The following is a 16,065-nucleotide window of genomic DNA, read 5'->3' as shown; positions in this document are numbered from 1 at the left end:
AGACGCAGGACATGACGCAAACCTCTCATGAAAAACGCCCGAAAAAGTCGGTTGCGCTGTCAGGCGTCACTGCGGGGACAACCGCTCTGTGCACGGTCGGCCATAGCGGCAACGACCTGCACTATCGCGGCTACGACATCAAGGATCTGGCTGAGAACTGCGAATATGAGGAAGTCGCGCACCTGCTCATTCACGGCCACCTCCCCGATCCTTCGGAACTGGCCGAATACAAGGAAAGCCTGCGCTCCATGCGTGGTCTTCCCGAACAGGTGAAGCGCGTTCTGGAGCAGGTTCCCGCCGCCACGCATCCGATGGATGTGATGCGGACAGGTCTGTCCGCGCTCGGCTGCGTGCTGCCCGAGCGCCGCGACCAGAACCCCGTCGGAGCACGGGAAATTGCGGATCGCTGCGTTGCTTCTCTCGGCTCGATCCTGCTCTACTGGTATCACTATGCCACCAACGGACGCCGGGTCGAGGTCGAGACGGACGACGATACCGTGGGCGGCCATTTCCTCCACCTCCTGCACGGCAGGACGCCGCCGGAAGAGTGGGTGAAGGCCATGCATGTCTCGCTCATTCTCTACGCGGAACATGAGTTCAATGCGTCAACTTTCACCTGCCGCGTGATCGCGGGCACGGGTTCGGACATGTATTCCGCCCTGTGTGGCGGCATCGGCGCCCTGCGTGGTCCGAAACATGGCGGCGCGAACGAAGTGGCGCTCGAAATCCAGCAGCGTTACCAGACGCCGGACGAAGCGGAAGCTGACATCCGCAGGCGTGTCGATAATCGTGAGGTGGTGATTGGTTTCGGCCATCCGGTTTACACAATTGCCGATCCACGCAACGAGATTATCAAGCGCACAGCCTATGCGCTATCCCGCAAGAACGGTTCGATGCGTCTCTACAACGTGGCGGAACGGCTTGAATCCGTTATGGCGCACACCAAGAAGATGTTCCCCAACCTCGACTGGTTCAGCGCCGTTTCCTACAACATGATGCGTATTCCGACCGCAATGTTCACGCCCATCTTCGTCATCGCCCGCTCTGCCGGATGGAGCGCTCATGTGATCGAGCAGCGCGAAAACGGCAAGATCATTCGCCCGTCCGCCGAGTATGTCGGACCGGAAGACAGGGCTTTCGTTCATATCCATAATCGTAGCGTGCAGGAGAAAGCAGCATGACCTATCTGGTCGGCGGGGAAGCCCCTTCGGAATCAGCCGGAAAACGGTTTCGCAAACTCCTTGATGCGCCCGGCATCCTGCAACTGCCGGGCGCTCATAACGGTCAGGCCGCACTTCAGGCGAAGGATGCGGGATTTCAGGCGCTCTATCTTTCCGGTGCGGCCATGACGGCCAGCATGGGGCTCCCGGATCTGGGGATCATCACCATAGATCAGGTGGAGTTCTTCATCCGGCAGATCGTCCGATCCTCGGCTCTTCCGCTTCTTGTTGATGGCGACACCGGATATGGCGAAACCCTCAACGTGATGAACATGGTTCGCGCATTCGAGGAGTCCGGTGCAGGGGCGCTGCATCTGGAGGATCAGCTTCTCCCCAAAAAGTGCGGTCATCTGAATGACAAGAAACTCGCCAGCGCGGACGAGATGGCCATGAAAGTCAGCGCCGCCCATCGGGCGCGTCGTGATCTGGTCATTGTGGCCCGGACGGACGCCGCCGCCAGTGAAGGCATCGATGGCGCTGTCGCCCGCGCGAAGAAGTATATCGAGGCTGGCGCAGACGCGATTTTTCCGGAGGCGCTGACAAACGCCGAGATGTTCCGCGAATTTGCGAAGCGTATGCCGGGCGTGAAACTGCTGGCCAACATGACAGAATTCGGGCGCACACCGTTCTACACGGCGAAAGAATTCGAGGAGATGGGCTACAGCATGATCATCTGGCCGGTCAGTTCGCTGCGTGCCGCCAACAAGGCGCAGGCTGACCTGTATGCCACCATTGCCCGTGATGGCAGCACGGAAGCCATGCTTCCCCGCATGCAGACGCGGGAAGAGCTTTACAGGACACTGCGCTATCACGACTATGAAGCGCTGGACCGCAGCATTGTGGAAACTGTTCTACCAACCATAGCGGCCTGAACTTTCTTTATCTGAACGCTTCACATTCAAGGTCATACTATCCGGGCGATGATCTTGCATCGCCCGTTTCCATTCAGGAGAAGACAGGTGTCCACACCCCAGACCGATCTCGCCATTTGGAATATCGAAAGCGTTGATCCGGACAAGGCCTTGCAGATCAGGGCGATGCGTGAACAGGTGCAGACCGATCCTGAAACCTTCTGGCTGGAACAGGCAAAACGCCTCGACTGGGCAAAATTTCCGACCGTCGGCAATCGTTCGACGTTCGAGGATGATGTTTCCATCCGGTGGTATGAGGACGGCAAACTCAACGTCTCGGTCAACTGTCTGGATCGCCATCTGAAGGAACGCGGAGACCAGACCGCCCTGATCTGGCAGGGCAATGATCCGGGAGTGTCGCGCCAGCTTACATTCCGGGAACTGCATGCCGAAGTCTGTCGTGTCGCCAATGCCCTGAAAAGTCTGGGTGTGAAACGCGGCGACCGCGTGGCGATTCACCTGCCCATGACTGTCGAGGTGGTCGCGTGCATGCTTGCCTGCGCCAGGATTGGTGCGGTGCATGTCGTGCTGTTCGGTGGGTTCTCACCTGAAGGGATTGGTGAACGTCTGATCGACAGTGGGGCTGTAGCGGTCATTACCTGCGATGCCGCAAAACGTGGCGCGAAAACCATTGCGCACAAGTCGGTCATTGACGCCGCACTCAAGCATAGCGGCTCGATTGGCAGCGTAAAAAACGTTATCGTCGTGAATGTCAGCGACACCAGCGCCCCCATGACGCCTGGACGCGACCATAGTTACGCAGAACTCGTATCCGGACAGTCTGACGCCTGCGAGCCTGAAATCATGAACGCGGAAGATGTGTTCTTCCTGCTTTATACTTCTGGCAGCACGGGCAAGCCCAAGGCGATCGTGCATACGACGGGCGGTTACCTCCTCTGGGCGGCCTATACTGTAGACGTCACTTTCCCGGCAGAACGGGGCACAACGCACTGGTGTACGGCTGATGTTGCGTGGATCACGGGCCATACTTTTGTGGTGTATGGACCATTGGCCAATGGCACCACGACGCTGCTCTTTGAAGGGCTGATGGGATGGCCGCAGGCGGGCCGCTGGTGGGACATCATCGACCGTTTCAATGTGTCGAGTTTCTTCACCGCTCCCACCGCCATCCGGGCGCTGATGCGTGACGGTGACGACCTCCCCCGCCAGTATTCCCTCGCGTCACTGCGTCGACTGGGTTCGGCGGGTGAACCGATCAGCCCCGATGCGTGGCTGTGGTATTATGAGGTGATCGGGCAAAAGAAATGCCCGGTCATCGACATGTGGTGGCAGACGGAAACGGCCGGTCCGATGCTGAGCGCCATCGCCGGCGCGCAGCAACTGAAACCCGGCTGGGCGACAACCGGTATCCCGGGGATTTTTCCCTCTCTGACCAACGATAAAGGCGAAATCATCGAGAACAGGGAGGCGGAAGGATGCCTGTGCTTCGATGAATCCTGGCCGGGTCAGACCCGATCCATATGGGGAGACCACAAGCGGTTTCGGGAAACCTATTTCACTTTCAGCAAAGGTCGGTATTTTTCAGGTGATGGCGCGCGGCGGGATGCTGACGGCAATCTCATGATCACAGGTCGCATGGATGATGTGATCAACGTGTCAGGGCACCGGATTGGCACGGCGGAGATTGAAGATGCTGTAGCGACTGATCATTCTGTTGCGGAGGCTGCGGCAGTCGGCATCAATCACGATCTGAAGGGTCAGGGCATTGTCGTGTTTGTCGTGGCGCGCAGCACCAGAACGCTGCCTTCTGAAGCGCATTTGAGCAAGGTGATCAGCGAGCGCGTGGGCCGCTACGCCACTCCCGAGCGCGTTTACCTTGTTTCTGAACTTCCCAAGACACGTTCGGGCAAAATCGTTCGTCGCCTGCTGCGCAAGATTGCCTCCAATGAGACTGACAATCTTGGTGATCTGTCCTCACTTGCTGACACATCCATTGTGCCCACTCTGATCACGCTTGTTCAGAAACAGCTTCAGACTGCATAAAAGAAAGCGTTACGCGTTTTTCTGACAGGCCATCAATCAGGAAATTTCCAGAAAATACTGGAAACTTCCTGGTGGATACTGAACAATGAACAGACAGATACCGGTCGCAATCATTTGCGCTGCCCTGCTGCCGGCATCAACTGTCTCGGTATGTTTTTGATTTACGTCCAGCACCGCAAGAGCAGCCTGTTTTTCGATTCACAGTTATTTTTCATTTATATGAACAGGCAGATCAGAGTCTGTTCATTCCAATATAAAATCCCAATACACCGAATTTTAAATACAAAACCCCTCAAGGTATATAAAATTCATTATTAATATAAAATTATATATATTCATAATAAAAACAATTATACCTAACTCCCTCATTGTGTTTCTCTTCGTTACATACAACTTCACCTTCAGTTAATTAATTCTGTCCGAAGATGAAATTGTTTCCACACAGGGAGTTCAATCCATGTCGTCTTCAATTTCTTCCATTGGCGGCTCCTCAATTGCAAGCCTGTTTAATACCTCCTCTTCGTCCGATACATCTGGCGCCAGTTCGAGTTCTTCAACTTCATCCACATCTTCTACGGACACCACGTCAGAGACCGTCAACAGTGATGGAACCATCACTGTTACACTGACTGATTCAAGTGGCAATGTTGTTTCCCAAACGACCGAAGGTTCGCCTCGCAGTTCAACGGCGTCCAGTGATGGCGGTCTCGACACCTTTGCCTGATTATTTACGTATTCCAACCGAATAACTTTTATTCTTGTTGGCACAAAAAAATCGCCCGGTTAACACCGGGCGACTTCTCTATCAACCAACACATTCCTCAGAAAACAGGCATGTTTTCTGACTATCAGCCAGACGACAGATTTTAGCAGCTATGAATGATGTTGTTCAGAACGCTGCTGAAGGATCCACCGATCCAACCGCCATTACCGCCCCAGCCAGCTGTTGAGTAACCGCAGTTGTTGGAAGGAGCAGGTACATAGCCGGGACCACCGCAGCCTTTAGGGGGAGCAGGCACATAACTGCCGCCACCACAGTTGCCGCCCCAGTTACCACCCCAGCTAAAGCCACCACAGTTGCTGCCCCAACTAAAGCTGCCGCCGCCGCATGAGCTGCCAAAACCGGACAAAGCACCCAATATGAGGCCACCTAACAGAAGACAGCAACCACCAGATACTTCAGCCGTTTCGGCCACATTCAGTTCACGAATTTTTTTCTCCAAGCATGTAAGACGTCTTGAGCGCTCGAAGGGGACAAAAGCATCAAAAAGTAACAAAAGTCAATAAACTCTTAACGTGTATGCAGAATACAGAATATACAAAAATGACACCGTTAAAAAATTGATAACACTAAGCCTGACCTTAAGTTAACTCCCATGGGATTATTGCGCTTTCGATACGTTTGACAGTCACCCCATATGCTTCAGACACCATATTATCTGTCAGCACCTCCCCGGGTGTCCCGATGGCAACAAGCTCCCCATTTTTCACCAGAGCCACGCGATCGCAGAACCGGGAAGCAAGAGCGAGATCGTGGAGCACCACGACAACAGCGACGCCTCTGCGCGACAGATCGAGGAACAGATTCATGACTGATAATGCGTGAGCAGGATCCAGGGCTGCAATCGGCTCATCCGCAAGTAAAACAGGCGCCCGCACAGCCAATGCACGCGAGAGAAGAACGCGCGCACGCTCCCCTCCCGACAAGGCAGTAACAGGCCGATCCGCAAATTCCAGTGTCCGGGTCTGCTTCAATGCTTCTTCTACCGCCATACGATCTTCATCGGACCGACCTTTTCCAAAAGGAAGGCGACCCAGAGAGACAAGGTCCCGCACGGCCATGAGAGGAAGTGTCTCCGCCTCTTGCGGCAGAAAAGCTATTCTATGCGCTCTCCACAACGCTGCCTTTTCAGCAAGATTATCCCCCTCCAGTCGTACACGTCCTTCCTCGGGCCTCTGCAAACCGGCGATGACACGCAGCAATGAACTCTTGCCGGCTCCATTAGGACCAATCAGGCCAAATACTTCCCCAGTCCGGATTGAGAGTGAAACATCCCGAAGAACGATCACGTCCCCGTAACGCAATGTCACATGATCAACCCGCAGTATTTCAGACACGGTATTCATGAACCGTTCTTCCTCAGAACACTGACACGCCAGAAAAACAGTGGTGCTCCGGTCAATGCTGTCAACACCCCGACATGCAGTTCCGTGTGAGTAGGAATGAAGCGCGCGCACAGATCTGCCAGCAGAAGAAGGATTGCTCCTCCCAGAAACGACGGGAGCAAGAGACGACCGGGACGATGTCCCGTCAAGGGCCGAAGAAGATGCGGTACGACAAGACCGATAAAGCCAATTGCTCCCGCAACGGCGACACCAGACCCGATCGCAAGCGCCGCACCAAGCACAATGCGGTTCTGGGCGCCCCAGACACCACGCAAAGTAAAACCAAGACTCTCGGCCACTTCATCACCAAGCGTCAGGGCATCCAGCACCCGCCCACTCATGGCCATAAGCACTGACCCCAGAAAAACACCAGGCAGACAAAGCCAGACCTGAAGCATGGTCCGATCGGCAAGAGATCCCATCAGCCAATGCATGATTTCAAAAGAAGCGTACGGACTTGGCACCAAATTCAACGTCAGGGCCGTCATGGCGGCGAAAAAACTCGTCAGGGCCGTGCCCGCCAGTAACAGGCTGACAACACCTCCCTGCCCCGCCAGCCCGAGCAGCAGCACAACCGCCAGCAGGGCTCCGGCCAGCCCTCCAAACGGCAACGCAAAACTGAAAACTCCCGCCAGACCAGTATAAAATACAAGAACCGCCCCCAGAGCCGCTCCACTGGAAACACCGAGCAGTCCAGGGTCGGCAAGAGGATTACGCAGATACCCCTGCAATACCGCCCCCGAAAGTCCCAGCGAACCGCCTATCATGACGGCGAGGAGTGCGCGCGGCAGTCTGAGCTGTCCAAGAATCACAGCGCCCACCGTGTCTCTTCCAGCAAGAATATCTTCAAAGGCAGACAGAAATGGCAACGCTGTTTCACCACGCACAAGCGCCAGAGCAAACAGCAGGACCAGAACTGAAGTCAGGGCAATCAGCAGGATACGATCAGGATGTCGCGTCATTTCCCGCTCCCTTCCATCATTTGGCGCGCCTTTGAAAGTATTTCCAGTGCGTCGAGTGTTTGAGGCAAACCACAAAGCCATAGAGAGGCAGGAATATTGATGCGATGCGTGCCACGGAAAGCACTTTCAAGCGCCTGATTATCCAGCAAGGCCTGCGCCTGTGACGTCCCTTGCCCCGAACGATCAAGAATCAAAAGATCGGGCCTTGCAGCAATAAGTTTTTCAAGTGACAGCGCATGCGTCCGTTTTTTTCCTGTACTTGTCGAAAAATTTTTCAGGCCAGCATGATGCAGCACGTCGTCTGGCAATGAATGGGCTCCCGTCACAAAACCATTGGCAGCGTAAATCACCGCTTCGGGTGCATCCGGCGATAATGGCAATGACAGACGGGCCAGCCTGTCATTGAAATCCTTTATCAGAGCTTCTCCACGTTCAGGGACGCCCAGCAGTCGCGCCATTCTGCGTATGGAGGTGGAAATATCTGCAAGCGAATGAGCAGGAGCGAACATTTCAAGGCGTGTGCCGACTGATTGTGCCGCCAGCAGCGTGACAGGCATCGTCGATGTGCCTGTTACAACCAGATCCGGCTTCACTGACAGGATCGTCTCCACGTTTATGCGGAATGCCGGATAATGCCGGGCCAGCTCACATAGAGGAGCATTCGCGCAATCAGACGCCAGTTGAGACAGTCCGATAATGGTTGCAGGATCTGCCAGCAGCAGAAGAAGCTGATCTGTGCAAAGATTGAGGGAGATTACCCGCCCAGGTGGTTTTTCACCGGGAGTTTCATCTGCTCTGGCGACCTGACATTGGAAAAATCCACTGAGCCATAATGCAGCGATGCTCCCCATCACCGCATGGAGACAGCGGGCAGGCAATCGATTTCCGGAAAATAGCATCAGGTCTGTCGCTCACAGAAAAATCTTCAGGCCGCCAAAGGCGACCCTCTCGTAGCGTATTCAGAGCGATGACGCACCCGGCGGACTCTGCTGCATAATCCGCATATCGCGCGAACCGGCTTTTATCGGGGCACCCGATATGTCCCAGATGAAACGGCTATGCGCTCAGGGAGAGCTTCACTGCGCATTTTGAGACATAAGCTTCCGCATGGAAGCCCCGCCATGCACAGGTGGAGGCAGAAGCTGTAGGTAATTCGTCAGCAAAGGCGACGGCACCGACGATAACTCAAGTGTTTCACCCGCATGCAGTTTTTCAGCGAAACTCAGGCCGGTGATCCGATCATCGGTATAATGGGTCACAAGCTGATCGATGCCGCTGCGATACTCTGCAAAGCGGGAAAAACTGCTCCCAAGAGCTACCAGTTGCCGAAAACGGCGATTGCCCTGCTCAAAAGATATCATCAGTGAGTCCGGCCACGCGGTGATTGGCCACGCAATCAGAAGGTCTTCCTGCACAAGCAGAGTGAACTGGGCTTTTGCAGCCCTTGCGGCGGCCGCTCCCAGTTCGGCGGCGGCCATACCATAAATCGAACAGCGACTGGCGAAGCGAATGAGTGCATGTATCGTCGCCTGCTCATTCGCTTCCAGCCAGAGAAGAACGCGCCTCTCGGACCTTTCCACGGGCCTGATCAGAGCGATTTCTCTGCTGATCCGATCACAACGGGCATTGAACAGTTCGTACACGCCCGTAATCGCCTGATCACAAAGCTCCAGCAACATTTTTGCTTTCGGCTGGACATGCGCCACCGCACGCGCTGTCGGCAGAAGGATGTCGATTTCGTTTCTGGAAGCCACCAGAAGTGTCAAAGCGAAATACCAGGCCGTCATCCCCCTCCCTGCCGCCTCGGTCAGAAGCTGGGCAAGAGCTTTCCGGCTCGGGATCACCGGTATAACGGCTTTCCTGGGCTGAAAGAAATGTCGGGCCCCATCGAAAACAAGCTGGATTGCCGGGATGAGAGTTTCAATACTGGTGGTCCTGATGCCGGAAGCCTGCGACATCTCATCCAGCACGGAAGGCGGAATCGGACGCATCAGAACATCGGCAGCGCGCTCCCAGAGCATCTCCGAAGCCCGCCACAACGGATCGGCCCATTCCTTTTCATCCAGAGGATCTCTCTCTGGCAGATGGAGTCCATCACCCAGCGCAATGAGCTTTTCGACCAGATTCTGCTGCGGGAAGCAGTTCATAATCCAGATACGCAGTGGTTCCAGCAATGAATCCGGAATGGACCTAACAGAAAGGTCGCTTGACTTGGTCCACTCCGTCGTCGGCACGATAATCGACCAGAGTGGGCGAAACAGCAGCGTAAAGGAGGTTGCGACCGGACCTTCAGGCGAAAGCTTCGCACGTCTGGCATCGGGCAGAACGGGAAGAGCCATGCTCAGTTCTCCTTGATATCGTAGAGAAGGCTCATATGCATCAACCTCTCGTTGCGTTCTTCAATATAGAGAGAATGATCGACTTCAGGCGGCCATGAGGCGAGAGAAGGTCTGCCCACATTTGCCAGCGGAGAACGGGCCGCCGCCGCATGGTTGCTGTGAGACAGAATCTGCGCCAGCGACGCCAGGTCCGCGAGCATATGGGTGGCGCACGGTGCACGGGGAATTTCTTCGAGCAGCAGCGCAAAGCGTACCCAGCCATCAAGGGTAGCGATTTCCCTGACCGCTCCTTCACATGAAACGCCAATGTGAGCGAGGCGGTCCGGCTCGGCGAGAAGTCCGGCATGCGCCGCATAGAGCGCCTCCATGCGTCGCAGGGCCTCTGTCGCCACAGTGATCACACGTCCCGTCGTCAGGTTGTTTCCTTCCAGGGAGTGAAGTGAAGGAGCCAGTCCTCTCAGGGCGTTCCGGATAATCGCCAGACGGGGCGGTGTTCGTTCATTGAGGGCGGAATAACCGCCTCCCCTGCGAATGCAGTCAGCAGAAAAGCCGAGATAGGAAAAAATATTCCCCAGATAGTCCGGCAGATCTGAATGCACGGCGATACCGGCCAGCAGTTCAGATACCTTCTGCTGAATGGCGCTGCGTCTGGCTGCGAGCGCAGTGAACGCCATCCGCGCCAGCTTCTGTGTCTCCCTGCCCGCGAATCCTTTCGCTGCAAGGTCAAGAAAACACCCCCTGACATCCTGTGGCGTAAGTTTTTCGAAGGACACCAGATGACGGAGCAGCACCCGGTCAAACACCGTCATTGCAAAGCCGAGATTATCCCGTCCATCCACTCCCGCCACCATGACTCCGGCTCCGAAAGGGTTCGGGACCAGCAACTGGGGCTGCTCATCAGGATAAATCCTCAAAGCCATGCCGCCCGCCAGAGGACTGGTGGCTGGCAGAAAAATGGTGATCCCTGTGGAAAGAGATAATGTATGTCGGGCTGGAGAGGGATCGACGATATGAGTCTCCATGGGCCGTCCGGCAATGTCCATTCAAACATCCAATGTGATGTGAAATACGAAATGTTCTCACTGAAAACGTACTGCTAAAAACTTGCTGACAGCTAAAAACCCACTGGCACCGGCAAGCCTGACGTGCGATGTCCTCGCCTGCCGATATTCACACCGGGAACAATGAACATTCCGTCAAATACTTCGCCGCCCCGCACCCGTAACGGATCAAAAAAGACCGGACGCTCCAAAACGGGCCGATCCCGCGTTCCAGCATCGCCGGTGGTGCCGGATCCGACACGGGAAATTGCATACGACATCGTACGGGGCGTGATCGAAAATCGCCGCATGCTGGAAACGACACTTGGTCGTTCTCAGGAAGCGCGCGAGGCTGAGCCACGCGATCGCGCGGCAGCCCACCGTCTCGGGGCTGCGACGCTCCGTCATCTGGGAACACTTTCCACGGTTCTGGAACCTTTTCTCCGCAAGCAACCGCCAGAGCCGGTCCGTATTGCGCTGCTCATCGGCACCTGCCAGCTTCTGTTCCTTGAGACGCCTCCCCATGCCGCCGTCGGCACCACGGTCAACCTGCTGCGCCGCCGCGAACTCGCGCCTTTTGCGGGACTGGCCAACGCCGTTTTGCGCAAGATCGCGACGCAGGGAGAGGCGCTACTGACAGGCCTCGATCAGGAACGGCTGAACATTCCCGGCTGGTTATGGTCTTCGTGGAAATATCTTGGTCCAGGGGTTGGTCGCAGAATCGCACGGGGTCTGGAGCAGGAAGCGCCTCTTGACCTGACGCTGAAACCCGATGCTCCTCCAATGGAAGACGGGATTGTCCTTCCGACCGGATCTGTCCGGTTTCCGGCCGGAACGCGGGTTCCGGAACTGCCGGGTTTTGAAGAAGGCGTCTTCTGGGTGCAGGACGCCGCAGCAACGCTGCCCGCACGGCTGCTCGCCGCAAAACCTGGCGAGCGCGTCGCTGATCTGTGCGCGGCTCCCGGCGGTAAAACCGCACAACTGGCCTGTACCGGCGCTCAGGTGACGGCGCTGGAACGTGACCCCTCCCGTATGGAACGGTTGAAGGAAAACCTCACACGCCTGAAACTCGATACCGTAAAAACGGTGTGCGCCGACGCGGCCGCGTGGCAGCCCGATGCGCCTCTCGACGCCGTTCTGCTGGATGCTCCCTGTTCCGCAACCGGCACGGCACGGCGTCATCCTGACGCCCTGTGGATCAAGCGGCCACGTGACCTTACAGCGCTGGTCGAAGCCCAGACAGGCCTGCTCGCCGCAGCGGCACGGATGCTGAAACCGGGCGGCCGTCTTGTTTATGCCGTCTGCTCTCTTCAACAGGAAGAAGGCCCCGAGCAGGCCCGCAAGATCGCCGGTCAGTTCGGGCTCAAGGCGGACCCGATCAAGCCCGAAGAAATGCAGGATATTCCCGAGGCGCTGACTCCTGAAGGATGGGTACGCACCCATCCCGGCCTCTGGCCGGATCTGGGCGGCATGGATGGTTTCTTCGCCGCACGCTTTATCAAGGAAGGCTGAGAGCCACAGGAATGGCGGCAGCCCGGATAGAGCACATCGACACGCCGGAAGGACGCGCCCTGTGGCGTGAAATGCTCGACATTCTTCCGGGTCTTCAGGCCGTCCTGAATTTTGTAACCAACAGGCAGCCGTCTTCGGTGTCCGGCAAGCTCTTCTGGTATCAGACGGAGCTGTTCGAACGCTGGTTCTTCCGCATCCCGTCCCCTCACACGGCCAGAATGATTCATTCCGCGGATTCATGGACGGGCCGTCATCAGACGACGTTCTTCCGTTTTCCGGATGCTCCGGAGATGATTCTTGCCAGCTATGGTGGGAGCGATCGTTTTCCCATGGGCGCACTGCTTCTGACATCGCCCTCTGGCAGCCCCGCCTCGGGAGTGGCTTTCAGCACCCGGAACCTGTCCGGGCTGACTGAGGATGTTCCCGAGATGTTTCAGGCTTTTGCACCCGCCGACCGGCACAGGATACCTGTATTATCGTCTGCAACCGCTCTCGTAGACGCCTCACCTTCAGAGGACCCGATGACGCTCGGGCTCATGAAAGAAGCATCCACACTAAAAAGCTGGCGGCAACCTGTCGCCCTCGCCATTCGAGAAGAATCATTTGATCCTTCCCCTATTCAGCCAGATCGGCCAGCGACAATCGAGGGCAGCCAGCCTCCGGCCAATCAGGCCGGGCATGTCTCCTTCTACCTTTAGACCAGTCGGGCATCCGTCGTTGGCCACACAGGATTGTGACGAACAGACAGGCAAATCTCCTTCGAAAATTTTATTTATTCTGCAAGACGCCGAGTATAACTAAAAAACTGATTCAGCTATCCATTCATAAAATCACAGAGAAATGACAATGATCTTTGTGGTGAAGCATTTTTCAGAAATCCATGTGGAAATTTTTCGGATCCAAAAAATAATGCCGTGAAATTTTTTTATTATCAAAGCATCCTCAAAAAAATGCTCAACCCTGAGCAAAAATGAAAATGACGCTGTCTGTCCGCTGATTTCCTGCCGCGCCAATGCACGCAGTCTTCGTGAATATTGGTAATTTTATTCATCAACTGACAATCAATCTGGCAGATGCTGCGTCACACGCATCCGCGCCATTTTAATGACTGATTGCCCGTTCATAACGATCACCAGAAAACGACTCTATCCGTAGCAAAAAAGAAGACGCCCAATTCCGGCTTCATCCGTTTTTATGTAGAAGCCCCCAGAACACCTGTTGCACCCCTGACAATGTTTGCCGATAACAAAACCATGACCAGTATTTCTTCTCCTCTGATTGCCCCAAGCATTCTGGCCGCTGACTTCGCCCGACTGGGAGAAGAGGTTGCCGCCATCGAAAAAGCAGGCGCCGACTGGATTCATCTGGATGTGATGGATGGTCATTTCGTGCCGAACATTTCTTTCGGCCCGGCGATCATCAAGGCACTCCGGCCCCATTCGAAGCTGCCGTTCGACGTGCATCTCATGATTGAACCCGTCGATCCCTATCTGGAAGCATTCGCCAGCGCGGGAGCCGATCATATTACGGTTCATGCCGAAGCCGGGCCGCATCTGCACCGCTCCCTACAGGCCATCAGAGCGCTCGGGATCAAGGCAGGTGTTTCGCTTTGTCCGGCCACACCACCGGAGGCCCTGTCGGAAGTGCTCGATATGACGGACCTCATTCTGGTGATGTCCGTCAATCCGGGGTTTGGCGGGCAGAAATTCCTGCATAGCCAGACCCGGAAAATCAAAACCCTGCGCGATATGATACAGTCATCCGGCAGATCGATCAGGCTGGCGGTCGATGGCGGTATCGATCCGGAAACCGCGCCTCTGGCGATTGCTGCCGGCGCGGACGTTCTGATTGCGGGCAGCGCGGTATACGGACGTGAGGATTATGCCGCCGCCATCAGGGCGCTACGGAACAGCAACTAAAAGCAGTCGTCGTGCGTTTCTGGTGATCTGGGTTGAAGGAGGAGCTTGAGTATGGGTCTGGGCCGCTGGTGGCGTGATGCGCGACTCTCTTTTGCGCTTCTCGGCCCTTTGGGTGGCCTGAGGTCCATCCCATCCACTCCGGCGCAGACCGTTCGCGACCTGTGGCCAGGTGATGCGGGCAATGGTGAGATGATCGTACGGGGCACGGCTTCTCACGGTGGCGAGACCGTCTCAATCCGGAAAGGCGTCTGGGCTGACGAGAACTGGTCTCCTGCGTTTCGGGACTGGTTCCAGAGCTTCGAATGGTTGCGGAATCTGAGAGAGCTCGGCTCCGAATCTGCGCGTGCCCAGGCCAGATCCCTCGTCGCGGACTGGATGAGCCAGCCCATTGGCATGACCCCGCTTGAAGATGCCTCGACGACCGGAGCCCGGATCGCGGCATGGCTGTCGCAATATGATTTTTTCGCAGCCTCCGCTGATGAGGACTATCGTCGCGCGCTTCTTCAGAGGATCGTGCTTGAAGCGCGGGCGCTTTCAGCAATCGTGCCGACTGAACGTCATGACTGGACCGCACTGCGTGGCCTGAAAGGCCTACTGGCGACTGCGGTTGCCATTCCGGAACAGAAGACTTTTCTGGCCCGCTACATGCGGCTGATCGACCCCGAACTTGAAATGCAGATCCTGCCGGACGGGTGCCATGCTTCCCGCAGTCCCGGCGCGCAGCTTCTCGTCCTGCGGGAACTGGCTGAAATGCGGCTGATACTTCAGTCGGCGCGTATTCCCATGCCGACAACGCTTTCCTCCGCACTCGACCGGATGGCTCCGGTGCTGCGTGCCTTTCGGCATGGCAATGGTCGCCTTGCCCTGTTCAATGGCACATGGTCTCACGATCCCGCCCTGATTGATCTGGTCATCACCCGCGCCATGCCGAGAGGAAACATCATGGCGCGGACCATGCGGGACGGTCGTTTTATCAGAGCCTCATCCGGCAATACAGTTCTGTTCGTGGATGCGGGTGGCCCTCCCCCGAAAGGTTTCGACATGCTGGCGCACGGCGGCCTCATGTCGATGGAGATGTCTTCAGGGCGTTCACAGATTGTCGTCAATTGTGGCGCGAGTCCACGCCCCGGCTGGCATGAGGCCCTGAGAGATGCGCCCGCGCATTCCGTGTTGTCGGTCCCGGCCTGCCCCCCCGTGCTCTGGCGACGGGATGGTTCCGTGGATGTGAGACCGGACGTGACCTGGGAGCACTCCGTTTCCGGGACCGATCACATGATCGAACTGGCGTCAGACTGTTATCGTCCCGTCGGTTGCGGCTCTTACCGGCGTCGCCTTTTTCTCTCAGGGGAAGGCTCCGATCTCCGGGGAGAAGACAGGCTCGATACGGCCGGAAATCCGCCTGAGTTCGCCCTGCGTTTTCATCTCCATCCCTCTGTGCGTGTTGAGCTGGAAGAAACCGACATTCTGCTGCATGCGGGTGATGAGGTCTGGAGATTCCGCAGCGATGGCTACTCTACAATAGAAGACAGTATTTATTTCGGGTTCAAAGATCCTGCACCAACCCAGCAGATTGTCGTCCGACCCGCAGAGGTCATGCCCATAGCCCCTGCTGTGGCCTCAGACAGTCAGCCGGCGCCCAATTCATCCCTGTTTCCTGACACCCCGGACGATGCGGTGGTCACACATCCCGCACAGGCGGAAAGTAAGCAGGCAGATCTGTCTTCATCCATGGCCGGTTCAGTGACTGATCAGGACAGACAAGACCAGACAGCCCTAACCAACGCTATTGAAACAGGCGTCGCTACAGGTCAGGAAAAAGATCCTGTCCCACCCGCTCAGGATAGCGAAACCATACAGATGGGCGACAGTGAACCCGCCCCAAGCGACGGCGGAGGCAATGACGTTTCGGGCTTGGATCTGCCCGTTCCGTCGCCTGAGCCTCCCGTTCTGGCAAACGCCATCCGGTGGGCATTCACACGGCTGGACGCCTGA

General features: G+C 56.3%; 14 protein-coding genes. 7 read left to right on the top strand and 7 right to left on the bottom strand.

All coding sequences use genetic code 11. The features are described 5' to 3' along the window. The first annotated feature begins 11 nt into the window (after positions 1-11). From prpC to acs, 3 genes are all read left to right on the top strand, one after another. The gene (gene prpC, locus A0U92_RS06825) at positions 12-1,181 is read left to right on the top strand and encodes a bifunctional 2-methylcitrate synthase/citrate synthase (RefSeq protein ID WP_077812574.1); all 1,170 of its coding nucleotides are present in this window, start codon (positions 12-14) and stop codon (positions 1,179-1,181) included. Continuing rightward, complete coding sequence (gene prpB / locus A0U92_RS06820) at positions 1,178-2,092, top strand: methylisocitrate lyase (protein ID WP_077812573.1); 915 nt, start codon at positions 1,178-1,180, stop codon at positions 2,090-2,092. The genes prpC and prpB overlap by 4 nt, the downstream gene beginning before the upstream one ends. Positions 2,093-2,179: 87 nt before the next feature. Beyond that, positions 2,180-4,135 (top strand): acetate--CoA ligase, encoded by a 1,956-nt coding sequence (gene acs, locus A0U92_RS06815; protein ID WP_077812572.1) that lies wholly within the window; start codon positions 2,180-2,182, stop codon positions 4,133-4,135. A 450-nt stretch (positions 4,136-4,585) separates the two neighbouring features. Here the strand turns inward: acs and A0U92_RS17990 are convergent, their stop codons facing one another. From A0U92_RS17990 to A0U92_RS06785, 7 genes are all read right to left on the bottom strand, one after another. Continuing rightward, positions 4,586-4,903: a hypothetical protein gene (locus A0U92_RS17990; protein WP_222927856.1), complete on the bottom strand. Its 318-nt coding sequence runs from the start codon at positions 4,901-4,903 to the stop codon at positions 4,586-4,588. Between the two features lie 98 nt (positions 4,904-5,001). Beyond that, positions 5,002-5,358: a hypothetical protein gene (locus tag A0U92_RS17235; RefSeq protein ID WP_149026401.1), complete on the bottom strand. Its 357-nt coding sequence runs from the start codon at positions 5,356-5,358 to the stop codon at positions 5,002-5,004. A gap of 139 nt (positions 5,359-5,497) precedes the next feature. Continuing rightward, the gene (locus A0U92_RS06805) at positions 5,498-6,262 is read right to left on the bottom strand and encodes an ABC transporter ATP-binding protein (RefSeq protein ID WP_077812570.1); all 765 of its coding nucleotides are present in this window, start codon (positions 6,260-6,262) and stop codon (positions 5,498-5,500) included. Further along, positions 6,259-7,263 carry a FecCD family ABC transporter permease gene (locus A0U92_RS06800; RefSeq protein WP_077812569.1) on the bottom strand — a complete coding sequence of 335 codons (1,005 nt, stop codon included), beginning with the start codon at positions 7,261-7,263 and terminating at the stop codon, positions 6,259-6,261. Before A0U92_RS06800 ends, A0U92_RS06805 begins: the two co-directional genes overlap by 4 nt. Further along, positions 7,260-8,114 carry an ABC transporter substrate-binding protein gene (locus A0U92_RS06795; RefSeq protein ID WP_077812568.1) on the bottom strand — a complete coding sequence of 285 codons (855 nt, stop codon included), beginning with the start codon at positions 8,112-8,114 and terminating at the stop codon, positions 7,260-7,262. Before A0U92_RS06795 ends, A0U92_RS06800 begins: the two co-directional genes overlap by 4 nt. A 225-nt stretch (positions 8,115-8,339) precedes the next feature. Continuing rightward, entirely contained in the window at positions 8,340-9,602 is a 1,263-nt protein-coding gene (locus A0U92_RS06790; protein WP_077812567.1) for a hypothetical protein, read from the bottom strand. A 2-nt stretch (positions 9,603-9,604) separates the two neighbouring features. Next, the gene (locus A0U92_RS06785) at positions 9,605-10,624 is read right to left on the bottom strand and encodes a hypothetical protein (RefSeq protein WP_236748300.1); all 1,020 of its coding nucleotides are present in this window, start codon (positions 10,622-10,624) and stop codon (positions 9,605-9,607) included. 162 nt (positions 10,625-10,786) lie between these two features. On the opposite strand from A0U92_RS06785, the gene A0U92_RS06780 reads away from it, so the two are divergent. From A0U92_RS06780 to A0U92_RS06760, 4 genes are all read left to right on the top strand, one after another. Next, complete coding sequence (locus A0U92_RS06780; RefSeq protein WP_077812566.1) at positions 10,787-12,154, top strand: RsmB/NOP family class I SAM-dependent RNA methyltransferase; 1,368 nt, start codon at positions 10,787-10,789, stop codon at positions 12,152-12,154. 11 nt (positions 12,155-12,165) lie between these two features. Further along, the gene (locus tag A0U92_RS06775) at positions 12,166-12,852 is read left to right on the top strand and encodes a hypothetical protein (protein ID WP_077812565.1); all 687 of its coding nucleotides are present in this window, start codon (positions 12,166-12,168) and stop codon (positions 12,850-12,852) included. A 555-nt stretch (positions 12,853-13,407) separates the two neighbouring features. Then, complete coding sequence (gene rpe, locus A0U92_RS06765; protein WP_077814292.1) at positions 13,408-14,073, top strand: ribulose-phosphate 3-epimerase; 666 nt, start codon at positions 13,408-13,410, stop codon at positions 14,071-14,073. A gap of 51 nt (positions 14,074-14,124) precedes the next feature. Next, positions 14,125-16,065, top strand: coding sequence for a heparinase II/III family protein (locus A0U92_RS06760; RefSeq protein ID WP_077812563.1), 1,941 nt, complete (start codon positions 14,125-14,127; stop codon positions 16,063-16,065).

It is taken from the genome of Acetobacter aceti (assembly GCF_002005445.1).
GTDB lineage: Bacteria > Pseudomonadota > Alphaproteobacteria > Acetobacterales > Acetobacteraceae > Acetobacter > Acetobacter aceti_B.
Note: the sequence above shows the minus strand (reverse complement) of the source record. Positions and strands in the feature narration are given on the sequence as shown.